Origin of the sequence: Flavobacterium sp. LC2016-13, from assembly GCF_009707955.1 — a bacterium.
In the GTDB taxonomy this organism is placed as follows: Bacteria; Bacteroidota; Bacteroidia; order Flavobacteriales; family Flavobacteriaceae; genus Flavobacterium.
The window spans coordinates 334,318-359,445 of the sequence record NZ_WMDQ01000004.1 but is presented as its reverse complement, the minus strand read 5'-3'; the positions used below and the strand labels follow the sequence as shown (position 1 = coordinate 359,445).

Here is a 25,128-nt window from a genome sequence, read left to right as displayed (position 1 = left end):
TTAGAAAGTATTTTTTTGATTAAGTTAAGCTTATTTTAAAATATTAATAAGAAAATTAAGTTTTTTGATAAAGAAACACGATATTTTTATTATGTTTAACTAAAATAAAACCCATGATCAAAAAATACTATAATTTCTTACAATTTGTACTGTTTTTTGTTTTATTAACTTGTTTACCTACAACAATTTACAGTCAATGTGCCGGAAATGATGCAAGTATAACAATTTGTGATATTCCAAATCCGGCAAATAAAACTGTCGATCTGTTTGCATTATTAGGACCAGCAATTCCGGGCGGTACGTGGTCTGATGATGATAATTCATACGGATTAGATGGTGCAACCGGAATTTTGAATGTGCACCTTATTCAGAATAGTGGAATTTATCAATATACATATACCTTACCCGATAATACCGGTTGTGCAGATACTTCATCAACAGTTACGGTTACAGTTGGAGGATATACGGGAAAACCTTCTTTTGCAATTACCTGTACATCTGCAGGAAATTTTAATCTTTTTCAGGCTTTTGATGGTACAGTATTAGGTCCGCATTCTAATGGAAAATGGCATAATGACACTACAAACCAAGATGTTTCAGATTCTTTTGTAAACGTCACAAATTTACTCGGACAGTATCAGTTTACCTATACAATGACTTCTGTGGGTTCATGCGCCGCGCCGCCTCCGGCAACAATAAATTTAACAGTTTACAGAGCGCCAAAATCAGGAACCGCAAATAATTTGAAGATATGTAGCGATGATGTATCAAATTATACAAATCAGGATTTAAACTTGATGCTTACAGGAGCCGATCCCAATGGTACCTGGACAGATGCCAACATCAGATCAACAGGAGAATTGACTTTTTCCGGAGATCATTTCATAGATATCCAAAAAATATACAATAGGTTTGGAGAAGGCAATTATTACTTTACCTATAGCGTTCCTTCTCCCAATACAGTCTGTAATCCGGCTTCGACAAGAGTGATTATCAGAATAGAAAAGAAACTTGATTTTACCGGAGCGACAGTTACTGTTGATTCTGATATATGCGAAACTGAAATTCCAACAGCAACATATTCTATTCGAATTACAAAAGGGCCGGCAGTAATTCCAAACGGTAATTATAAAATTACATTTAATGTTTCAGGACCCAACGGTGGTACAGAAACAGTTATTGCAACTCTTAGTAACGGAGTTTTTCTTTTTCCAATCAAATCAGACTATTTTAAACAAGTTGGAGATTTTACGGTAACTATTCTTGATATTTATGCAGAAAGCAGCGAGCAGGCATGTATTAATATTGTTAATAATTTGTCAGATATTTTGCATGTATATCCGTTACCGGATTTAACAGGAGCTAAAATTGCAGAAGCAAAAACCTGCCAGAATAGTACAGCGACAATAGTAATTTCTGATGCAATAAAAATTAAAGACGGAGTTTATGACCTGCGATATAACATTTCAGGAGCAAATAATGCAACCGCTCAAAATGTGAGAGTGACATTTACCGGAGGAAATGCAACTTTTACAATTCCATCATTTTTAAATGCACAAAGTGGCAACTCAGTAATAACAATTACAAATATTACACAGGTAGTTTCACAATGTGCAAACACTGCAAACTTAAAAGGAGATATCATAGTCATTCCTGCACCAGGCATAGCAACTTTAAGAATACAGGTTGCCGATTTTTGTTTTGGAGATGTAGTAACGGCTTCAGTTTCAGGATTAGGAAGTTTGACCGATGTAACTTTATCTTATATTCTTTCAGGAAGAAATACCTCAATAGTACAAACTGTTAATTTAATTCCGGTAAACGGAAGTGCTACATTTGTAATTCCTTCAGGATTACTTGTAAATACTGGTTCTACAACTGCAACAATTACCAATTTGAGAGATAATACTACTACTTGTAGCATTAATGTATCCGGTATTGCAGATCCCTTTTTATTGAATCCAATTCCGGCTGCACCAGCGGCTAATGATTTATCTTTTTGTAAATCAGAAGGAACAACGATTGCTAATTTAGTACCCAAAGGACCAGAATATAAATGGTATGATTCTCCTACGGCGACTGTACCACTTGATAATGGTGCTGTTTTAATCTCTCAGAATTACTATGTTCGAATAACGACTGCCAACTGTACTTCAAATCCTACCATGATTTTGGTTACGATAAATGATACTCCGGCGCCGGAATTAAACGAACCGGCAGATTTTTGCGGTTTAAATAATCCTACTCTTTTAGATTTATCTAATAAAACAGATATGGCTTCATCAGTAGTTTGGTATGATGCTCCTAAAAATGGAAATCTATTGCCTTCATCTACTGTTTTGACTGAACAAGGCAAATATTATGGTTTTGGCTATTCGGGTACAACAAATTGTTATTCCTACGAGCGTCTTGATGTAACAGTTTCGTTGACACATTGTGACGATGTGCCAAATGACTTTTTTATTCCTGACGGATTTTCTCCAAATGGCGATGGTGTAAATGACACTTTTGTGATTCCGAATATCGAATTTTTATATCCAAATTATACACTTGAAATTTTTAATAGATACGGAAACGGAATGTATAAAGGGTTTATAAATAAACCAGGCTGGGACGGGACGAATTACGAAACTAACGGAGTTGCCAGCGGTCTGGCACCAAGCGGTGTTTATTTTTACATTTTGAATTTTAATAAAGACAATAAAAAGCCTAAACAAGGTCGTCTTTACTTAAACAGATAATTGTTTTTCACATTATTCAACATAATTTCAAATGAAAAAAATATTATTTTTTATACCTTTTTTCTTTTATATAGCGTCCGTTTCCGCACAGCAAGATCCGGAATACACACATTATATGTATAATATGAGTGTGGTAAATCCGGCGTATGCAAGCGGAACACCATCAATGTTAAATCTTGGAGGTTTATACAGAACACAATGGGTTGGTGCCGTTGGAGCTCCAAAAACATTTACTTTTTTCGGACATACTGCTTTGAGCGATAAGATAGAAATAGGGCTTTCATTAGTATCTGATGATATTGGAGACGGAGCAAAAAAAGAAAATAACCTATACGCAGATTTTGCTTATGTTTTAAATTTAGGAGGACAAAATAAACTTTCACTAGGTGTAAAAGCAGGATTTTCAGCATTACAAACTAATTTTAATGGATTTGTTCTGCAAAGTGGAGACACTTCTACAGATGCTGCTTTCGCCGAAAATGTTAATGTAACTAAACCTAATATTGGAATAGGGGCTTATTATTTTAGAAACAATTTTTATGTCGGATTATCAGCTCCAAATTTGTTGAAAGCAAAACAAATTGAAGAAAAATCAGGAATAAACGCTTACGGTTCTGAAGAGATTCATACTTTTTTTACCGCCGGATATGTTTTTCAAATTAATGACGCATTAAAATTGAAACCGGCATTTATGTCAAAAATTGTTAAAGGCGCTCCCGTTTCTGTAGATATAACAGCCAATGTTTTATACAATGAAAAGTTCGAATTTGGTGCCGCTTACAGAATCAGTGATGCAGTAAGCGCGTTGGTAAATATCAACATTACACCAACATTTAGAGTTGGTTATGCATACGATTATACATTATCAAATTTAGGTCAGTTTAATTCAGGAACACACGAAATTATGCTGCTTTTCGATTTAGATTTATTAGGCAAAGGATTTGATAAATCACCAAGATTCTTTTAAAATGAAAAATATGAAAAAACTACTCGTTATTATATTCGTATTTTCAATACAGTTTGTAAATGCACAAGATCAGGAACTTATTAGAGCCAAGCGATTTTTTGATAAAACATACTATACTCAAGCCATTATTTTATATGAAAAACTTGCCGAAAATAAACCTTCGCAGGAAGTAATTAAAAACCTGGCCGATTCCTATTATTATACAAACGATTTAATAAAAGCGCAACGCTATTATCGCCTTCTGATTAAAAATTATAACCAGGATTTAGATCGAAATTATTATTTCAGATATGCACAAACCTTAAAAGCCAGCAATAGTTATGATGACGCCAATTCTGTTTTAAAAGAATATTATGCAAAATCAACAAACAGTCAGGATTCTGTTTATTTTCAAAGAAAACTAAAAGAATTAGAAAATGTTTCGGCAATTGGAAACCGTTTTGAAATAAAAAATCTGGCCATAAACACCCCAAATTCTGAGTTTGGAGCTGTAAAATACAAAGACAATTTAGTATTTGCCGCTGTAAAACTAAAACCGGGATTATTTGATAAAAAGTACAAATGGGATAATGAAACCTATTTAAATTTAGTTTCAATACCAATTCAAAATCTTAATGCGAACGAGGCCGTTGTCAGTTATTTTGCCGATGAACTAAAAACAGGAATGCATGAAGCTAATCCTGTTTTTACAAAAGATGGTAAAACGATGTACTTTACAAGAAACAATTCTAAAAACGGGAAGAAAAAGAAAGACGACAAAAAGATCTCTAACCTTCAGATTTTTAAAGCTGAATTGGTTGAAGGAAAATGGACAAATATTACTTCACTTCCGTTTAATAGTGCCAATTATTCCTTAGAACATCCGGCTTTGAGTGCAGATGAAAAAGTATTGTATTTTGCTTCGGATATGCCGGGAAGTTTAGGTTCGTTTGATATTTATTCTGTAAACATAAACAAAGGCGCTTTTGATACTCCAAAAAATTTAGGACCAATTATTAATACCGATAAAAGAGAACAATTTCCTTTTGTTTCAGCAGATAATAAGCTTTATTTTTCTTCTGACGGACATTTGGGTTACGGTTCTTTGGATGTTTTTGTGTCTGAAATTGACGGAAATAAATATTCAGAACCAGTAAACATCGGTTTGCCATTAAATTCCAATTCAGATGATTTTTCATTTAATATCGAATCAGACACAAAAGAAGGATATTTTGCATCAAACAGAGAAGGAGGAAAGGGAAGCGACGATATTTATCAGTTTAAAGAAATTAAAGATCTAATTGTAGAAGATTGTAAACAGTTTATTGCCGGAACAATAACCGATATTGATACAAAATTAGCATTAGAAAATGCAACAGTAATTTTGCAGGATTCCAATAATAAAACGCTAAATACGATTACAACTCCTGCTGATGGAAAATTTAGTTTTACCGTTCCTTGCGAAGCTTCGTATAAAATTTCTGCTTTTAAGGAAAAATACACGAATGAATCGAGAACATTGACTTTAAACAAAACAAGAGATGTTATAAATGATGGTTCTTTAGCCTTAAAATCTTTGGAAGCCATTAAATTGGAAGAAAAAGAAACTGCCGAAAATAAAAGAAAGCAGGAAATTATTATAGAAGAAGAAAACAAGAAAAAAGAAGCGCTGGCCGTAATCGAATTAAAACAAAAAGAGAAAAAAGCCAAAGAAGCTGAAATTGCCGCAACAGAAATCAAGAAAAAAGAAAAAGTTGATCAAATTTTAAAACAGGAAAAAGATGTTGTCAGAGACAAAGACAGACTGATTATCAAAACAGACCCTATTTATTTTGACTATAATATGTGGTATATCCGTAAAGAATCTAAAGTTGTTTTAGGGAGAGTAATTGAATTAATGAAGAAATATCCGGGAATGGTTATTGAAATTGGTTCACACACAGATTCAAGAGGAAATGCTAAATTTAATGAAGACCTTTCTCAAAAAAGAGCAAACTCAACGATGGAATTTATAATACAATCTGGAATTGATTCTAAAAGGCTTACAGCAAAAGGTTACGGAGAATCAGTTCCAATTATAAAATGCAAAACAGATGACGCCTGCAATGAAGAAGAACATGAATTAAACCGAAGAAGCGAATTTGTAATTAAGAATTTATAGATTTAATATAAAATGATAAATTTAATTGAGAAGCCTTTTTTTTGGCTTCTTTTTTATTTAATTTTATAAGATAACAATAAACTTAAAAGTCTTAATTTATGAAAAAACTTGTCTTAGCATGTATACTTTTGGCTGGTGTTGGATTTCAAAGCTGTAAAAAGAATGAAACCCAAACTGATGCTGTCAAAGCCGTTGAAGAAAAAATTGTAAGCACGCAATGTTACAGAGCCGTATACGAAAAAGATACACTTGATTTAAAATTGAATACTTTACAAAGCGGTAAAATAACCGGAAGCATGATAATGAATGTTGCTTCTTCAACAATAAAAACGGGAGAGATCAAAGGAGAATTTCATGGTGATACTTTATTTGCAGATTATACTTTTGTTGAAGTAACAAATAAAAATAAAACGTTCAAAAACCCAATGGCGTTCCTGAAAAAAGACAAACGGCTTATTTTAGGAAACGGAACAATGCAGACAACAATGGGAGTAACCTATTTAGTTAAAGACAAACCTATTGATTTTGATCGTGTAAAATATAAGTTTGAAACAGCAGAGTGTGCTGGTAAAAAATAAATCATAATCAAAAAAAAGCCGTTCCTTATTCAGAAACGGCTTTACTATTTTTAGATTTTAAACTTCTTATAAAACTTCCCCTTTAATTTTAAGGGCAACTCTACCGTCAGGATAATTTACGGCATTGGTTTCAACAGTAATTGTTTTACGAATTGGACCTGCAGCCATATTATATTTTACGTCAATTTTTCCTTTTTTACCAGGCATAATTGCCGCAGCAGGTTTTGTAACAACAATCGTACTTACTGTAGATTCTGCAGATGTTATTAACAAAGGTGCATCTCCGGTATTTGTAAATTCAAAAGATCGGACTGCATTATCACTTTTCGATATTTTTCCATAATCAATAGTGTTGTCTGACGCTGCAAATTCAATTTTAGGGCCGTTTTGGGAATAACCCATTGCACTAAATAATAGTATTACAATAAAAGTGGCAACATTTTTCATTTTGAAATTGATTTTAAGTTGTAAGTAAATATACTTTCTTTTAATTAATACACAAATTATTATTTCTCTTTTTATAGTGTACTTAATTATTTACTTTTGCTGTCAGTTATAATTACAAAAATTGAACCAATTTTGTTTTGGTTTAATTGTTTAACTGTTTAATCGTTTAATTGATTTGTCATATTTTGTTTTAAAAGAATAAAAAAACAAATCAACTATTAAACAAATCAACAACTTAACGATTAAACAATTACACAAATTACCGATTAAACAAATCAACGAATTAACGATTAAACATATCCACAGTAAATGAGTATTCCAGCACAATTTGACGCTAAAACGATCGAGAATAAATGGTATGATTACTGGATGAAAAACAACTATTTTCATTCAGAACCAGATCATAGAACACCTTATACAATTGTAATTCCGCCACCAAACGTCACAGGAGTTTTGCACATGGGACATATGTTGAATAATACAATTCAGGATGTTTTAATTCGTAGAGCGCGTCTAAAAGGCTTTAATGCTTGTTGGGTTCCGGGAACGGATCACGCATCTATTGCGACTGAAGCAAAAGTAGTAGCAAAATTAAAAGCAGAAGGAATCAATAAAAATGATTTAACACGCGAAGAATTTTTAGCGCACGCTTGGGAATGGACAGATAAATACGGTGGAGTAATTTTAGACCAACTTAAAAAACTGGGAGCTTCATGCGACTGGGAAAGAACTAAGTTTACAATGGATCCTGATATGTCAGCATCTGTAATTAAATCGTTTGTAGATTTATATAACAAAGGTTTAATCTACAGAGGATACCGAATGGTAAACTGGGATCCTGAAGCAAAAACAACTTTGTCTGACGAAGAAGTTATTTATGAAGAACAACAAGGAAAATTATTTTTCTTAAACTATAAAATTGAGGGAACTGAGGAATTTTTAACCATTGCAACAACGCGTCCAGAAACTATTTTTGGAGACACTGCTATTTGTATCAATCCAAATGATGAGCGTTTTGCCCATTTAAAAGGAAAAAAAGCCATCGTTCCTATTTGCGGAAGAGTGATTCCAATTATTGAAGATGAATATGTAGATGTAGAATTTGGAACAGGATGTCTAAAAGTAACTCCGGCGCACGATGTAAATGACAAGGCATTAGGAGAAAAACACAATCTTGAAATCGTTGATATTTTTAATGAAGATGCTACATTAAATAGTTTCGGATTACATTATCAGGGAAAAGATCGTTTCGTAGTTCGTACTGAAATTGCAAAAGAACTGGAAGAAATTGGAGCTTTGGCAAAAACCGAAATCCATTTGAATAAAGTAGGAACATCTGAAAGAACCAAAGCTGTAATCGAACCAAGATTATCAGATCAATGGTTTTTAAAAATGGAAGATTTAGTAAAACCGGCAATCAAATCTGTTTTGGTTGATGGTGATATTAAATTACATCCAAAACGTTTTGAAAATACATACGCGCATTGGTTAAACAATATTCGTGATTGGAATATTTCTCGTCAATTATGGTGGGGACAACAAATCCCGGCATATTATTACGGAGATGGAAAAGAAGATTTCGTAGTTGCTGAAAATATCGAAGACGCTTTAGCTTTAGCTAAGGAAAGAACTAATAATCAACAATTAACAATCAACAATCTAACTCAGGATGTTGATGCTTTAGATACATGGTTTTCTTCTTGGTTATGGCCAATGTCTGTTTTTGGCGGAATTATGGATCCGGAAAGTGCAGATTATAAATATTACTATCCAACAAACGACTTGGTAACTGGTCCGGATATTCTATTTTTCTGGGTTGCCAGAATGATTATTGCAGGTTACGAATATGCGGGCGAAAAACCATTTACAAATGTATATTTAACTGGTTTAGTACGTGATAAACAACGTCAAAAAATGTCTAAATCATTAGGGAATTCCCCAGATCCTTTAGGCTTGATTGAGAAATTTGGTGCTGATGGTGTTCGTGTAGGATTACTTTTAAGCGCTTCTGCAGGAAACGATATTATGTTTGATGAAGAATTATGCCTTCAGGGAAAATCATTCACAAACAAAATATGGAATGCTGTTAAATTGATTAAAGGTTGGGAAGTTTCAGAAACTATTCCGCAACCGGAATCATCAAAAGTAGCGATCGAATGGTTTGAAGCAAAATTGCAGCAAGCTTTAGTTGAAATTGAAGATAATTTTGAGAAATACAGAATTTCAGATTCATTAATGGCAATTTATAAATTGGTTTGGGATGATTTCTGTTCTTGGTTTTTAGAAATGATCAAACCAGCGTATCAACAACCAATCGATAAAGCAACGTTTGATAAAGCAATCGAAATGTTAGAAAGTAACTTGAAACTGCTTCATCCGTTTATGCCTTTCTTAACAGAAGAAATTTGGCATTTAATTGCTGACAGAACTGCTGAAGAAGCTTTAATTGTTTCAACATGGCCAGAATTAAAACCGTTTAACGCGACTTTAATTGCTGATTTTGAAAATACAATCGAAGTAATTTCGGGAATCAGAACTATCAGAAAAGATAAAAATATTCCGTTTAAAGATGCTATCGAATTAAAAGCAATAAACAGCGAGAATATCTCGACTTATTTTGATTCAATCGTAACGAAATTAGGAAATATTTCTGCTTTCGAATATGTTTCAGCAAAAGTTGACGGAGCACTATCTTTCCGTGTAAAATCAAATGAATATTTCATTCCAATTTCTGGAGGAAACATCAATGTTGAAGAAGAAATTGCAAAATTAACTGCAGAGTTAGTTTACACGCAAGGTTTCTTAAAATCAGTTCAGGCAAAATTATCAAACGAAAAATTTGTTGCCGGAGCACCGGAAAAAGTTTTGGCTAACGAAAAACAAAAAGAAGCAGATGCTTTGGCAAAAATTGCTACAATCGAGCAAAGTATTGCTGGTTTGAAATAAGGAATCAGATTTTTTTTATTATAAAAACCCGACAGATTTAGAAAAATCTGTCGGGTTTCTTATTTCTAAAATATTCAGTTTTTAGCTAAAAAATATTTTCATTTTTTAAATTTTATATCTTAAAAATGATATAATTTTAATACGATTTCTATTAAAATAAAATCTCTCTTCTGAATGAAAAAAATCGTATTGTTTGTGTTTATTTCTTCTCTTTTTTTTGGCTGTTCCAATAAAGTAGAAAACGTCGAAAAATCTTTTTATTATTGGAAAAGCGATCCGTGGAGTTTCTCTGAAAAAGAAAAAAACACATTGACAGCTTTGAATGTTAAGAAGTTGTATATTAAGTATTTTGAGATTGATCATGACGATGTTTTTGGAGATTTTCCAATATCAAAAACATCGCTGCATATCTATGAACAGAATAATCTAACGATCGTTCCAACGGTTTATATAAAAAATGGAATTTTTAAAAATACTAATGCAAAGAGATTAGATAGTCTGGCAGACAATATCAATTTCCTGATAAATAAATATACCAAAGATAAATTTGAGAGAGCAAATCCTGTTACTGAATTTCAAATGGACTGCGACTGGACTTTAACAACAAAGGATAATTATTTTTATTTTTTGAAAAAGCTAAAATCAATTTCAAAAAAAGAAATCAGCTGCACATTAAGATTATATCCTTATAAATATCCAGAAAAAATGGGAATTCCGCCTGTTGACAAGGCAACGTTAATGTGTTATAACTTAATAAATCCACTGGAAAATCATTCTAAGAATTCGATTTTAGATGAGAGCGAATTAGAATCTTATCTCAACAAAAAAAGAAAATACCCCATACATCTTGATATTGCATTGCCTGTTTATTCCTGGATGCAGGTTTACCAGAATAATAAGTTTTCTAAAGTTATTTACAGCGATCAAAAAGAGATTTTTGAATCACTTAAACCAATAAAGCCTTTGTGGTATGAAGTGACAGAAGACAAAGTTGTAGATAATTTTTACCTGAGAGTTGGAGATAAAATCAAATACGAAAAAACGACAGAAGAAAATATCAATAGAGCGATTGAAATTATAAAGAAAAATGTGGTTTTTGATGCCAATACAACTGTAACATTATTTCACTTAGACGAAGAACAATTAAGTAATTACAACGATGAAACATTATCTGGTTTTTTTACTAATTTTAGTAAGTAACGCAATTTTCGCCTGCGGATTTTATCCTTATGGCGAAGACCTTCGTTTCTCCTTTTTTGATCCTTTAAATTTCAGATATTATGCCTATTCTGATTTTAATTATTCTTCAAATTCATTTAGTATTTCTGAAAAACCGGTTTCTGAAACAAACCGAATTGATGCAAATGAAAAACTTTGGATAGAATATTGTAAAAACAAAGTTTCTTTTGAAGATATCAGAACTGTTTTGCTTCAGTTTAAATCAGAAGATATTACAGAAAAAAACAGCAATAAAATGCTTCAGTATCTTTATAAAACAAAAGATATGGAAGCAATTAATTATTTGAAATTTGCTAAAAACTGCGAATTTTTTAATGGTTTTTATGATGATCCGTGGGAGCGTCAAGAAGTTAGTTCATTGCCCAAAAGAGCAAATCTAATAAATCAGGCTGTTTCACTTTCAAATAAAGTAAAGAATGAAGTGCTAAAACAACGATATACTTTTTTAGCCATTCGATTGTCGTATTACAATGCTGATAAAGAAAAGATTGTAAGTTTATATGATCGTGTTTTTGGCTCTCAGAAAAAGGATAATATTTTAAAATACTGGAGTTTATATTTTAAAGTAACTGCAGAAAAGAATAATGCATTATCTAATTTTTATGCAGCTCAGGTTTTTGTAAATGCACCAGAGAAAAGCTTTATGACCGCAGGAATGTTTAATAGAAAAGTGCCTTTGGATTCGGTTTTAATGTATGCCAAAACAAAGCAGGAAAAAGCGAATGTTTATTTCCTTGCAGGAATCAAAAAATCAGATCGATCGCTGGATTGTATAAAAGAGCTTTACAAATACAATCCAAAATTTGACGGATTATCATTTTTGTTATTAAGAGAGATTAATAAAATAGAAGATTGGGTTTTAACTCCGTACTATTCTCTATTTAATCCTTCTATCGAATCCAATTTCGATAATGAAAGCATGTCTACAAAAGAAGTTTTAAAACGTGTCGAGAAAGATCGCGTTTATGCAGGGCAATTATTAGATTTTGTTAACAATGTAGATTTAAAAAAAGCTCATGATCCGCTTTTGTGGAAAATGAGTAAAGCTTATCTATTATTTCTTACTAAGAATAATAAAGGTTGTTTGAATCAAATTTCGGAATTGGAGAAGAATTTTTCTAAAAATGACTCACTTTACAATCAAATTGAAATTATAAAAGCATTGGCATTAACAGCAAATCAGAGTAGTGGAAAAGCGATTATTTTAGATCAGGTAAAACCAATACTTGTTAAAAATGAAAGTTATAAAAAATTTGTTTTTGCGATTGGAAGAGAATTAGAATATAATGGAAATACAACAGATGCGGCTTTTTTATATTCAAAATTAAATGAAAATGCAGCAGATAATAATTATAATGACCAGGCATTCTGGAAAGGTTCCAAAAATAAAAGAAGCTATTATTCAGACTATTATTCTAATTATTTTGATTACATCAATATATTTTATTCTCCAGCTCAGGTTGAAAAAATAGTTGAAGATATTAAAAATGATAAAAACGATTTGGATAAGTTTTCTGTTTGGAAACATAGCTTCATGAAAAATGAAATGCCAGCGCTTTATGATTTAATAGGTACAAAATATATCCGTCAGAATAAATTGGAGAAAGCCTTGTTTTATTTTGGTAACGATGGAGACCAAACCGAACATGCAATCTCAGATTCTGAATGTATATGGGAAAGAGGAAATTGTTATTATGCGTATAAAAATCCGTTTTTTGTTTTAAAATACACACCAGATTTTATTAAGCAAAAAGGTTACTATAACCTGAATAAGTATGCTGTGACCTACAATTTAATTTCATATTTAAAGAAAGCGGCAAATCCGGCAGAAAAGAACAAAGATTATTATAATTTTTTAGTGGCTAATTGTTACTATAATATGACATATTATGGAAGTATACAGGAAATGCGACGCTACGGCTTGATCGGTTATATACAAGATTATGCCGTAGAAGATAACGATGAATATTATGAATGCAATCTGGCAAAAAAATATTACGCATTGGCTTTTAAAAATGCAAAAACAGATATGTTTAAAGCTTTATGTTTAAGGATGATGGGGAAATGTGAGAAGAATAAATTACTACATCAATATCCTAATGATTATAATCATGAAATTGAAAGTTATGATGATTTCCTTTGGAGTAAAAATAAATATTATCAGGATTTAAAATCAAATTATGCTGACAATTACGAAGAATTGATCTCAGATTGTAATGCCTTTGAAGACTATTTTAAAGCAAGGAGATAAAATAATTCTTTTGTGAATTAAACCCAACAGTCCCGATCCCGAAACTTCGGGACGGGATAAAACCTGTCGGGTTTGTTTTTTAGCTACGCTACGAATTCTATTTCTTCTTCTTCAAAACCAAAAACAATGGATAAGAAATCAAAGTAATTCCAAGAATAATAATAAAACTTTTAGGATCGCTGTAAATAAAACCAGCCAATAAAGCGATAGAAGCAATGATAGCAATTATAGTTGTCCACGGATACCAAAACGAACGATAAGGTCTTGGTAAATCCGGTTCTGAAGTTCTTAATTTTAAAAGTGAAAAATAGGCGAGTCCCCAAACAATGATGGAGATAAAAGCAGCGAAAGAAAACAATACTTCAAAAGATCCAATACAAATCAAAAATAAGCTGACAAATGAAGAAACTAAAAGCGCTACAATTGGGGTTCCGCCTTTATTAACAGTTGTTCCTTTTTCGATAAAAAAACCGTCACGGCTTAATCCGTAAAGAATTCTTGGCGGAATCATCATAAAAGCATTCAAAATACTGATTAAAGAAAATATCGAAATTACAGTAACGATAATAGCCCCGTTCTCTCCAAAGATAATTTTTGCAACATCGGCAGCAGCCAGATTTGATTTCGCTAAAGTTGCAATGGGTAAAACATGAAAAAAAGCAGCATTTACCAAAACGTAAATTGCAACAACGAGAATAACGCCGCTGTATAATGATTTGGGAATATTTTTACTTGGATCATCATTTTCTTCGGCAAAAAAGCAAGCGCTGTTCCAACCATTATAAGTTCCGATGATAAGTTGTAAAGATTTAAAGAATCCGAATAAAAGTCCGATTTGAAAAAACGAATTATCTGTTTTAATTGGTGCAATTTCAACTCCCGAATACATAAAACAAGCGACAACCAAAGCAACAAAACAAATCACTTTTAAAAGACTTGTAATCTGCTGAATTACGCTTCCGTTTTTTACACCGCTTAAATGAATCAATACAAAAGCGACCAATAATGAAATTGCCATTACGGTTGAATAATTCGCAAGTGACGGAAACAAAATAATCATATATTCGCTGATTACAATGCAGTAAAATGCTGGCGGAATTACATTTGTAATATAATCAAACCAACCGGAGAGAAATCCGGCATATTCGCCAAAAGCCCTTTTGATATAATTATAAGATCCTCCTGCCTTTGGTAACATCGTAGCAAGTTCTGCATACGAATTCGCGCCTAATAAAACATATAAACCGCCAAAAAGCCAGGACGCAAGAATGAGCCAATAATTATTAAGCATTTCTGCAATAGTTCCCGGCGTTCGCAAAATTCCTACCCCAATTGTTCCTCCAATTAAAACGGCAATATTAAAACTTAGACCTAAACTTTTCTTTAATTGGTTTTTTGTAGAATCAGACATATTTGGGTTTTATGTTTTGTAATGGTTTATAGCAACAAAAGTACTTATAAAATGAAACAAATTTTAACAAAATAAAAAACCTCACCTTTTTCAAGATGAGGTTTAAAATTTCCACAAATGCTAAATGGAAAAATCTAATTCAAAATTTTAGAATTTATAACGCAGACTTGTCATTACTTGTCTTGGTGCAATTGGGTTTACACTATAATTTTCGTGAACCGTATAATTTAGCTCATTTGTAATATTTGATAATTTGCATAAGATTGAGAATTTTTTCCAAACATAACCTAAAGAAGCATCGATAGTTGTATATCCTTTTAATGGAATGTCACGATCTCTAATGGTTACAATATATGCAGGATCCGGGTTTGGATTAGCAGGAGTAGGTTTAACAGCAGTCCATAAATAATCATCATTCCAGCCACCTGTACGGTCTCCAACATAATTTGCAACAGCTCCAAAAGTTAATCCTTTTAATAAACCACTAGGCAATTCGTAGAAAAAACTCAAATTGGCAGTATTTTTTGGAGTTCTTGCTAAAATATCGCCAACAACAAGACTACCGTTTGTTCCTGATGATTTAGATACTTTTGTTTCATTAAAGCTATAACCAGCCATAATATTTAACCCTTGCACAGGTGTGGCAGTAATATCAATTTCAATTCCTTTTCCTTTTGTAGCACCTACCAATTCTTTTAAAGTAGTTGTGGCATTTTGCGTAACACCATCTGCTAAGAACGGAGCCGTTTGTGCTAAATTATTATTAGTTATTTGATATACTGTTACGTTTGTACTCAAAAGACCTTTCCAAAAATCTTTTTTAATACCAACTTCATATTGATCTATAATAGATGGATCTAAAGGTTTTAAATCTACTGTTGTTCCTGTATTTGGAGTAAAAGAGTTGGAGTAACTCGCAAATAAAGACAAATCTTTAGTAGGCTGTATTACCAGTCCTGCCTTAGGAGAAAAAGCTCTGTTTAGGGTTTTAGATCCAGTAACAGGTGTTGAATTTTCCAGAGTAGTTGTAATAGCATCTGTTCCATTCACTTTTTCTATTACTTCTTTAGAAGTTGTAACATCACTTTCTTGCCATGACCAACGTAATCCTGCCAGAACTTTTACATAATCTGTAATCGAAATTAAATCCTGAGCATAAGCACCAAAACGTTGTGTATTTGTTGTAGCTAACTGAGTTGCTCTCGTTGGATAAGGTATATCAAGACTTTGTGTACTATAATCGTAATTATAAAGATTTATTGCGGTAGCTTCTGTAGTAATTGCTACAGTAGAAGTTGGCGTTGCATAGAAACCATAAGTGTAACTTGGCGCAATAGAATTTTCATAATCAACTCCCGTAAATATCTGGTGTTTAATGCTACCAGTATTAAAAGTTCCTTGCAAACTTAACTGATCACCAAATATTTGTTCTGCACCATCAGATTTTGTTAAACCACGTTTCCAATTTCCATTAGCTTCAACCGTACTTAACTGTGCAGTAGAAGTCTGAGTTCTGCGATAAGACTGAAAAGAAGAATTAAAGTTTAATTTCCAATTGGCATTAAAATCATGATTAAGCAATAATGAAGCACTAGAAGATTTCGTATTTGCTGTTGACCAAAGTGCACCAAAATATTCATTACGAGGTAAATCTAAAATTGTTTTACCAACAATTCCGGTACCAAAATCAGGAGTCCAGTCAGCACTTAAATAATCTCCTTGTAGTGTAATTTGAGTTTTATCGGTTAGCTTAAATAAAAACGAAGGATTGATATAGATACGTTCATTTTTTACAAAATCCCTAAAGCTTTCTGAGTTTTCATAAGAAGCTGTAAATCTATATGCTATATATTTATAGAATGGTCCATAAATATCTAAAGATGGTTTATAAAAAGAATAACTTCCCGCTTGCATAGATACTTCACCACCTTGCGTAAATTTTGGTGTTTTGGTAACCAAATTCATGATTCCGCCGGGCGCAACATTACCGAACAATAAAGCTGAACCTCCTTTTAAGAATTCTACTTTTTCTAAAGATGAAACTTCAGGAATTGAACCTGCATTATAACGAAAACCGTTTTTAAACATATTATTTGTACTCATATCGTATCCTCTTGAGAAAAAAGATTCCTGAGCACCACCACGAGCAGATCCTACATAAACACCATTTAGGTTTTTTACCACTTCACTTAATCTAATAGCTTGTTGTTGTTCGATTACATCATTTCCAATAATTTGAACACTTTGCGGCAAGTCCATAACCTTAATTCCGGAACGTGCGGCTTCAATAGGTTTTTTAGGTTTATTGGTTGTAATTAAAACTTCATTTAGTGTTTCTCCTTTTTTGTTTTTTACAGTATCGTTTTTTGTACTATTATCTGTATTTGTGTGATTCTGACTGTAAGCAGCAGCAAAGCTTATTAAGGCTAAGAATAGTATTAAATTATGTTTCATGATGTTTATTTAGATTCAATAAAGATTAAAGTGTGCAAATATAGAGATGCTATTACCTTAACAAAAAATTATGAGATGATTATCTTGCTTAAAGTTTGCTTATTTTTTAATTAAGATTAGCTTAAGATTTTGCTTTTATAATTTTTATTGTTTAATAATTGATTCCATTTGAATAAAAAAACCTTGCTCTACAGAACAAGGTTTGATTGAAAATTGAAACCTAAAAATTTTTTAAATTATTTAACTGTAATTAAGTAAGTAGCCATTTTCCAGATTTCATCGTATTTTTTGCCGTTATGTTCTCCGGCTGATTTTTCAGTATAAGCAAATTCTACCATATAATTTCCTGGCCAGATTGGTGTAAAAGAAAATTGACCTTTATCATTTGTCCATAATTCTTTTTCCCAACCATTTGGAGCTATAACTTTTATTTTTTGCTCTTTTGCAGCTGTACCTTCATACAAAGCAAATCCGTCAATTTTTGTATTCTTTTTTGCGATGTCAGCATTTTCGCTAAACAAACCAATAATATTATTGTTAGCAGTAGCAAAGTTTCCTGCTGTTTTATTACCAACAACAACTGTAGCACTAGAATTATAATCTAATTTCATTGTTCCGTAAACATCTTTTACCGTATGATGCATTACAATAGTATAAACGCCATCTTCATCCGGAGTAAAAAATGCCTGATATTTATTATCTAAAGCTTTTGAAGTTAATTTTGTTTCCTTTTTTGAAGGAGAAACCAATACCAAAGTAAAATCTTTTAAATCAGAAAACCATTTGTCAGCTTTCGTAATGTCGTTATCTGAAAACTCTCCAAAATAAATTGAAATTTCCTGAGCTTTTCCTTTTGTCCCAGTTGCTTTAGTTTCGATCCAAAGTGCGTGTGCAAGTAATTTTGGAGAAGCAACTAACATTAAAAATAAGAATGCTAAAGTTTTAAATGTATTTGATTTCATAAGACCAAGTTTTAATAGTGATAGATAATTTTTCCACAAACTTAACTTTTATTTAGAATAATTAAAAATAAAATTAACCTTAAAAAGTAATTTTTAACTATTATTGAAAAACCGAAAAGGGTAGAAGTTCGTTTTAAAAGGCTTAATTTTGCAGTCTGAAAAAGTGATTACATGATTTTACCTTTCTTTAAAAAAATTCAAAATACACCTAGAGGATTTCGTATAGCAAATACTGTATTTTTTTTCCTTTCCGGATTTGGATATTCTTCCTGGGTATCAAGAATTCCGCATATACAAGCACAATTACATTTAAGTGAAGCCCAATTTGGAGCTGTTTTATTTGCGTTTCCTATTGGTTTAATGCTGACGATGCCTTTTACAGGAAAGTTATTAAATAAATACAGCAGCCGTTATATTATGTTGTTAGGCGCAATCATGTTCAATATTGTATTGTCTTTACCGGGTTTAGCCGCTTTTGTATGGCAGTTGGTTATTATACTTTTAATTTTTGGAGCTTCTCGAAATATTTTTAATTTATCAATTAATGCACAATCTCTTGAGGTTCAAAAATTATATCCAAAATCAATCATAACCCGTTTTCATGCAGTTTGGAGTATTGCTGTTTTTTCAGGAGCAGGTTTAGGTTATGTAATGGTAACACAGCATATTGCACCATCACATCATTTATTGGGAGTAAGTATCTTTATGCTCGCTCTTACGGCTTGTTTTTATCCGTTAAGTATTCACAATGAACCTGTACCGGTAAAAAAGAAGTTCTTTTCAATGCCTGAAAAAAACCTGGTAAAGTTTGCCCTGATTTGTTTTGTCTCTATGGCTTGCGAAAATACCATGTATGATTGGAGCGGTATCTATTTTGAGAATATATTGCATGCGTCTCCAAAGTTAACCAGCGCCGCATTTGTGTTTTTTGCGACAGCCGTAACTTTAGGACGTTTGTTTGGAGATTTTGGAGTGATGAAATTTGGTACGAAACAAATTCTGCTTTACAGCGGTATTCTGATCACTTTAGGATTTTCCATTTGTTTTCTCTTGCCGTATGTTTATCCTACTATTTTTGGTTATGTATTAATAGGGTTTGGAGTTTCCTGCGTCGTTCCGTTGGTGTTTAGCATTGCCGGAAGATCATCAAAACTTAGCAGCGGTTCTGCACTAACATCTATATCTACTATTGGTTATCTCGGGTTTTTGCTTGTTCCGCCAATGGTTGGTTTTATTTCTGAATATTTAAGTATGAAATGGGCCTTTTTGGTAATGGCGCTTTTGGGTATACTAATGATTTTTATGGTAAATAAAATTGGCGCGGAAGAATAAAATTCTTCCTTAACATATCAAGAAATAAAGCAATTTGAAAATGTTTTTATCTTCCTAATATTCTGGCTCTTAGTTTATTATTATGCAGGCGATATTTTATTTTACTGCCGAATATCCAATAAATACCAAATCCAAAAACAAGAGCAAAAGGTATAGAAACAACATTTATTCCCCAAAAAAAGTAAAGCGCTAAAAGTAAAATTAGCAATACAATTTCTATATAGTACGTTTCTTTTTCTTCAAGGCGTTGTTTGACGATGATTAAATTTCCATGTCGTTGTGCTATTCTTTCGATTACTTTTTTTGTTAAGCTATCAACACTATAATAAGTATCGAGTTCAGATGGTCTAAAACAAATTGCAAACTCGAGTTCAAGTTTGTACATAAATCGATAATATTTTCTAACTCCTGTAAAAGAATTTTTGATTGTATCTTTTTGATATGCAGGATACGTTAGAAAATCCATAAAATGAGATTCTTCAAAATCCCGATTAGGTCTTTGTCTCTGTTTAGTAAAAATTTCCAAAATTTTTACCTTTATTTCGATGTCAGTCATTTCAGCCTTTTTTAAAACTAACAGGTTATTAATTACGAATGTAGATCTTAAACTTAAATTAAGATCAAATAGAAAATGATACTAAAGCAGATGAAATAGAGAAATTCTATTATCACTTAACTTTTTACACCTAACAGTTAAAATAGATGTTATTTCTTCGTCATAATAAACCGCTCTGTAGTTTTCTTTCCTCTTAAATCTCCGGAAATTTCAGCAGTTAAAGTATTATTTGCACCTTTTGTATACGTGATTTTTTGAGGATAATCATGTGACGGATTTTCAAAAATCAATTTGTTTTCCGTTTCTGTAGTTGACGGAAAATCAATCGCTTTATCATTATTTTGCCCGTTTACGGTGGCGCTGTACATTAGCATTTCTCCTTGTTGAGATAAAGTGATTTTTTCAGAATGCAAGGTATCATTTCCTCTGATAAAAAAAGAAGTCGCACTAAAAGTACTGTCGTTTACTTTTTTCCAGTTTTCAGTCAATAAGCCGTCCGGTGATTTATTTTCCCAACTTCCAATAAGCCAGTCGGCAACTTTGATTTTGTCTTTTTCTACAGTTACCTTTTTTTCGCAGGAAATAATGGAAAAGAAGATAATGATAAATGTAATTTTTTGAAACATAGGTGGTATAATTTTGGGGTTAATTAGCAGCACTAATGTATGAAAAAATTGTATAAAAAAATACATGTACAAATAACACTAATTTTACAATCAATTAATAAAAGTTCAAACTAAAACATTTGAAGCAGGTTAAAGGATTAAAATGATTTCAAAAACGCTTTATTTATAAAGAATCACAAAGAATTAATTCGTGAAATTCGTGGCAAAAAAATCCAAGAAAAATTATTGTAATCTGTGGCAAAAAAAAATTAAATACTGGCGTTTAAAATCGAATAAACCAACTCTTTTGTCGGTTTTTGATCTTTCAATTGCGCTCTGACTTCATCAAAACTCACTTTAAAATCGCATCCTAATTTATAATCGCCACAGCCATAAGCAGTTTTTCCTTTTAAAACAATTCCTTTTTTGCATTTCGGGCATGTTATTGAATCCGATGTTGCTGCTTTTGAAGCTTTAGGAGTTGTTTTTTTAGGTTCAAGTTTAAGTTTGAAATTTTCTTCAAAACGAATTAAACCTTCGACAGTTCCTGAATCTGTTTTAAAGCCTTTTATATTTACTGTTGATCCTTTTTCAAGCAATCTTAAATATTGAATTTCTGAGATTTTCTTTTCCGAAAAAATATACGGCAATACAAAATCACATCCCAATTTATAATCAGAACATCCGTAGGCCGATTTTCCTTTTAGAATGTTCCCTTTTTTACATTTTGGACAAACTTCTGCCAGAATTCCTGCAGCTTTCTTTTTTTCTGTTTTTACAACTTCTTTCTGAATATTTCCTGCATGCGAAATATTGGCATGTCTTGTTTCGCTTCGAACTTCAGTAACCAAAGCTTCAACCATGCGTTTCATGTTTTTAATAAAAGCGCCGGCTGTAAAAGTACCTTTTTCAATATCTTTCAATTGTTTTTCCCAGGAACCGGTAAGTTCAGCTGATTTTATTAATTCATTCTGAATTGTATCAATAAGCTGAATTCCTGTAGGTGTTGGCAAAACCTGTTTTTTGTTTCGAACAATGTATTGACGTTTAAAAAGCGTTTCGATAATATTCGCACGCGTAGACGGACGACCAATGCCATTTTCCTTCATCAATTCGCGTAAATCTTCGTCGTCAACCTGTTTTCCTGCGGTTTCCATAGCACGCAATAAAGTAGCTTCTGTAAACTGATTGGGCGGTTTGGTTTCTTTTTCTAAAAACGAAGGTTCGTGCGGGCCCTTTTCTCCCACAACAAAACTGGGCAAAATATCGGCTTCTTTTTCTTTGGCATTCGGATCTTCAAAAACAACACGAAATCCTTTTTTTAAGATTTCTTTTCCGGTAGTTTTAAAAGTTACTTCGGCAGCTTTTCCAATTACTGTGGTGTTGGCTACCAAACAATCGTCATAAAATACGGCAATAAAACGTTTTACAATAATATCATAAACTTGTTGCTGATTGAATGGCAAATTGGCTTCTATTCCGGTTGGAATAATCGCATGGTGATCTGTAACTTTTTTATCATTGAAAACCTTTGGTGATTTCTTGATCTTTTTTTCTAAAAGCGGTTGCGTTAAAGCCGAATAATGGGTTAATTTTTGTAGAATTCCCGGTACTTTCGGATAAATATCGTTTGGTAAAAAAGTCGTATCAACTCTGGGATACGTAACTACTTTTTGTTCGTATAAAGATTGCGCAATTTTAAGCGTTTCATCTGCCGAAAATCCAAATTTAGTATTACAATACACTTGTAAACCAGTTAAATCAAACAGTTTTGGAGCAAATTCGTTTCCGTTCTTTTTTTCAACCGAAACAATTTCGAATTCACTTTCTTTGACTTTATCTGCTAGAGTCTGTCCATCTTCTTTATTTAGAAAACGACCTTCTTCATAACTAAAAAGGGTTTCTCTGTATAAAGTTTGCAATTCCCAATAAGGTTGTGGTTTAAAGTTTTCGATTTCTTTAAAACGGTCTACAACCATTGCCAAAGTTGGCGTTTGCACGCGACCAATAGACAATACTTGTTTGTAACCGCCATGTTTTACGGTATATAAACGTGTAGCATTCATGCCGAGTAACCAGTCGCCAATAGCTCTTGAAAATCCGGCGTAGAATAAATTATCGTAATTGGCAGATGGTTTTAAGTTTTCAAAACCTTCTTTTATGGCTTCAGTTGTTAAGGACGATATCCAGAGGCGTTGCACTTCGCCTTTATAATGCGCTTCGTTCATGACCCAACGCTGAATCAATTCTCCTTCCTGTCCGGCATCCCCGCAGTTTATAACGACTTCGGCTTTGTCGAATAAGCTTTTTACAATTTTAAATTGTTTTTGAATTCCTGAATTCTGAACGACTTTCGTTTCGAACTTTTCAGGAAGCATTGGTAAGTTGTTCAAATCCCAACTTTTCCAATGCGGTTTGTAATCGTTTGGTTCTTTTAAGGTGCATAAATGTCCAAAAGTATAAGTTACGGCATATCCGTTGCCTTCGTAATATCCGTCATGTTTGGTATTGGCGCCCAAAACGGATGCGATTTCACGTGCTACACTTGGTTTCTCAGCAATACAGACCTTCATTTTCTCCTTCTTATTTTGAAAGCGAAATTAGGGATTTTTTATAAGAAAGGGGCAAAGGTTATTTATCCCATTTTTGTCATCCTGAGGAACGAAGGATCACACTCGAAACTCGACAAAGATTGACGACCTTGTTTGCGGAGCTGCTAGTGTGATCCTTCGTTCCTCAGGATGACAAAAAAATGCTATTGATTTTTGCGAACAATTCTCTACGCTTAACCCTTCCTTCTTCTATCCGTTAAATACTTTCGAACCGGAATATCATAAAAAACCATTGTTAAATAAGCAAAGCCAAGTAAAACCATTGTTCCGGTAATTATAATAAAAACCAATTGACTTGTTTCTGGTTTGTACTTTGTATAATAGTTCGCAAACATCCACATTACGGCATAATGCGTCATATATAGCGGATAAGATATTTTTCCGAAGAAGATACATAGTTTTCTAAATCCCGGCGCAAGAGTAGCTCCGGCTCCTAAAACAATCAAAAAGGGGAAATAAAGTAAAACTACCAGAGGTTCTGTCAGCCAATTCCAACTGGAAAAAGGCATTACAAAAACTAAAAGTAATAAGACAGATAAACCAATAAAACCTAGTTTAGATTTAATAATCCAGTTAGAGCGGTAAATGAGCATTCCTGCTAAAAATGAATATGAAATACGGGCACAACCATCCCAAAAGTTTTCTCCGCTCCATCCGCCCATTAAGGAACCGCCTGCGCGCTGACTGACAAAACAAATTCCGGCTGCAGCAAAAACGGTTAATAAAAAAAGCGAACGACGGCTTAATTTGTAAAGAAAAAGCGCATACAGAATATTCGCAACATATTCCCAAAACAAAGACCAGCCGGGCGCATTTAAACCAAACAAGTTAAAATAACGATCTGCCATTACCGGAAACGGAATCAGAAGTAGGGAAGTTACAAATATCAGAATCAATTTGCCTGTTTCATAACTTTCAGGATGACCGCCAAACGGATCAAAAAGAAAAGCCAGTAAACCTAAAATTGAACCAAAAATAACCAAAGGATGCAATCTGATAAGTCTTAATTTAAAAAAGTCGGTAAGTTTCATTTTACCAATTCGGTCATGATAGGCATAAGCGATAACAAATCCCGAAAGACAAAAGAAAAAATCGACTGCTAAAAAACCATGTGCAATAAAATTTTCGCTGGGCGGATAAACGATTTCCATAAAATGAAAAACTACAATCGCCAAAGCGGCTATTCCTCTTAAACCATCAAGAATTTCAAAATGTTGTTTTGGTTTTAAGGTTTCGGTATTTGTTTGTGTCATGTTTTATTTTAATGCTGTGGCTTATAAATTTGGTTGTGTTTAAGAGTGTGATTGATGTTTTTTATTGTGTATAGTAACCAACAAATTCTCTTAAAATGGAATATAGATCTTTAATTTCAAAATAATTCGGACTTACGCTACTAACATTCTGAAAACCTTGTTTTTTAAATAGCATTTTGGTTCTTGTTACATGATAATATTGTGACACGACAATTATGCTTTTAAAGTGCAAACTATCCTTTAATTTCATTGTATTAAGTACCGTTGCGCGCGTATTATTTCCCAAATTGTCTACGATTATTGCTGTATCAGGAACTTTGTTTGCAATTAAAAAATCCCTCATTTTATCTCCTTCATAAAAACCTTCTTTGCCTAAACCGCCGCTCACAATTATTTTTTTTACGCGATAATTTCGGTATAAATTTAAACCACATTCTAAGCGTTTTTCAAGACGCTCAGAAAGTGTTCCGTCTTCGTTTACTTTATTGCCAAGAATAACCGCAACATCTGCATTTTTTCCATTATCAGCTAAGCCGTCAATTGTTATAAATATTACATGCCCAATAAACCATATTAGAAATAGTGTTAGAAGTAATTTAAATACCTGTTTCCAGTTTTTCATAGAATGGTTTAT

The 25,128-nt window shown here is 32.6% G+C and carries 17 protein-coding genes; 8 read left to right on the top strand and 9 right to left on the bottom strand.

What is annotated here, in order from left to right; genetic code table 11:
- The first annotated feature begins 113 nt into the window (after positions 1-113).
- From GKZ86_RS10860 to GKZ86_RS10845, 4 genes are all read left to right on the top strand, one after another.
- Positions 114-2,741, top strand: a complete 2,628-nt coding sequence (locus GKZ86_RS10860; protein ID WP_154783131.1) for a gliding motility-associated C-terminal domain-containing protein — start codon at positions 114-116, stop codon at positions 2,739-2,741.
- A 31-nt stretch (positions 2,742-2,772) separates the two neighbouring features.
- On the top strand, positions 2,773-3,708 hold the full coding sequence (locus tag GKZ86_RS10855) for a type IX secretion system membrane protein PorP/SprF (protein WP_154783130.1): 936 nt from the start codon (positions 2,773-2,775) through the stop codon (positions 3,706-3,708).
- 10 nt (positions 3,709-3,718) lie between these two features.
- A complete protein-coding gene (locus GKZ86_RS10850) occupies positions 3,719-5,848 on the top strand; it encodes an OmpA family protein (protein WP_154783129.1) in 2,130 nt (709 codons plus the stop codon).
- A gap of 98 nt (positions 5,849-5,946) precedes the next feature.
- Positions 5,947-6,426: a hypothetical protein gene (locus GKZ86_RS10845; protein WP_154783128.1), complete on the top strand. Its 480-nt coding sequence runs from the start codon at positions 5,947-5,949 to the stop codon at positions 6,424-6,426.
- A 66-nt stretch (positions 6,427-6,492) separates the two neighbouring features.
- On the opposite strand, the gene GKZ86_RS10840 is transcribed toward GKZ86_RS10845, so the two are convergent.
- On the bottom strand, positions 6,493-6,873 hold the full coding sequence (locus tag GKZ86_RS10840) for a DUF1573 domain-containing protein (RefSeq protein ID WP_154783127.1): 381 nt from the start codon (positions 6,871-6,873) through the stop codon (positions 6,493-6,495).
- Between the two features lie 309 nt (positions 6,874-7,182).
- Between GKZ86_RS10840 and GKZ86_RS10835 the strand changes: the two genes are divergently transcribed.
- The 3 genes from GKZ86_RS10835 (at position 7,183) to GKZ86_RS10825 (ending at position 13,309) form a co-directional block, all read left to right on the top strand.
- The gene (locus GKZ86_RS10835; protein WP_154783126.1) at positions 7,183-9,819 is read left to right on the top strand and encodes a valine--tRNA ligase; all 2,637 of its coding nucleotides are present in this window, start codon (positions 7,183-7,185) and stop codon (positions 9,817-9,819) included.
- Positions 9,820-9,993: 174 nt separating this feature from the next.
- Entirely contained in the window at positions 9,994-11,019 is a 1,026-nt protein-coding gene (locus GKZ86_RS10830) for a hypothetical protein (protein WP_154783125.1), read from the top strand.
- Positions 10,979-13,309, top strand: a complete 2,331-nt coding sequence (locus GKZ86_RS10825) for a hypothetical protein (protein WP_154783124.1) — start codon at positions 10,979-10,981, stop codon at positions 13,307-13,309. Before GKZ86_RS10830 ends, GKZ86_RS10825 begins: the two co-directional genes overlap by 41 nt.
- A 97-nt stretch (positions 13,310-13,406) precedes the next feature.
- Here GKZ86_RS10825 and GKZ86_RS10820 read toward each other — a convergent pair whose 3' ends face one another.
- The 3 genes from GKZ86_RS10820 to GKZ86_RS10810 all read right to left on the bottom strand — a co-directional run bounded on the left by GKZ86_RS10820 (position 13,407) and on the right by GKZ86_RS10810 (position 18,136).
- The gene (locus GKZ86_RS10820; protein WP_154783123.1) at positions 13,407-14,720 is read right to left on the bottom strand and encodes an APC family permease; all 1,314 of its coding nucleotides are present in this window, start codon (positions 14,718-14,720) and stop codon (positions 13,407-13,409) included.
- Positions 14,721-14,867: 147 nt separating this feature from the next.
- Entirely contained in the window at positions 14,868-17,174 is a 2,307-nt protein-coding gene (locus tag GKZ86_RS10815; RefSeq protein WP_154783122.1) for a TonB-dependent siderophore receptor, read from the bottom strand.
- Between the two features lie 236 nt (positions 17,175-17,410).
- The gene (locus tag GKZ86_RS10810) at positions 17,411-18,136 is read right to left on the bottom strand and encodes a hypothetical protein (RefSeq protein ID WP_154783121.1); all 726 of its coding nucleotides are present in this window, start codon (positions 18,134-18,136) and stop codon (positions 17,411-17,413) included.
- Between the two features lie 171 nt (positions 18,137-18,307).
- On the opposite strand from GKZ86_RS10810, the gene GKZ86_RS10805 reads away from it, so the two are divergent.
- Entirely contained in the window at positions 18,308-19,468 is a 1,161-nt protein-coding gene (locus tag GKZ86_RS10805; protein ID WP_154783120.1) for an MFS transporter, read from the top strand.
- A gap of 46 nt (positions 19,469-19,514) precedes the next feature.
- Here GKZ86_RS10805 and GKZ86_RS10800 read toward each other — a convergent pair whose 3' ends face one another.
- The 5 genes from GKZ86_RS10800 to GKZ86_RS10780 all read right to left on the bottom strand — a co-directional run bounded on the left by GKZ86_RS10800 (position 19,515) and on the right by GKZ86_RS10780 (position 25,116).
- The gene (locus GKZ86_RS10800) at positions 19,515-20,024 is read right to left on the bottom strand and encodes a hypothetical protein (RefSeq protein WP_154783119.1); all 510 of its coding nucleotides are present in this window, start codon (positions 20,022-20,024) and stop codon (positions 19,515-19,517) included.
- 149 nt (positions 20,025-20,173) lie between these two features.
- Positions 20,174-20,650 (bottom strand): DUF6265 family protein, encoded by a 477-nt coding sequence (locus GKZ86_RS10795; RefSeq protein WP_154783118.1) that lies wholly within the window; start codon positions 20,648-20,650, stop codon positions 20,174-20,176.
- A gap of 248 nt (positions 20,651-20,898) precedes the next feature.
- The gene (locus GKZ86_RS10790; RefSeq protein WP_154783117.1) at positions 20,899-23,202 is read right to left on the bottom strand and encodes a type IA DNA topoisomerase; all 2,304 of its coding nucleotides are present in this window, start codon (positions 23,200-23,202) and stop codon (positions 20,899-20,901) included.
- Positions 23,203-23,414: 212 nt separating this feature from the next.
- Entirely contained in the window at positions 23,415-24,494 is a 1,080-nt protein-coding gene (locus GKZ86_RS10785) for an acyltransferase (RefSeq protein WP_154783116.1), read from the bottom strand.
- Positions 24,495-24,555: 61 nt separating this feature from the next.
- On the bottom strand, positions 24,556-25,116 hold the full coding sequence (locus tag GKZ86_RS10780) for a YdcF family protein (RefSeq protein ID WP_154783115.1): 561 nt from the start codon (positions 25,114-25,116) through the stop codon (positions 24,556-24,558).
- Between the last annotated feature and the right edge of the window lie 12 nt (positions 25,117-25,128).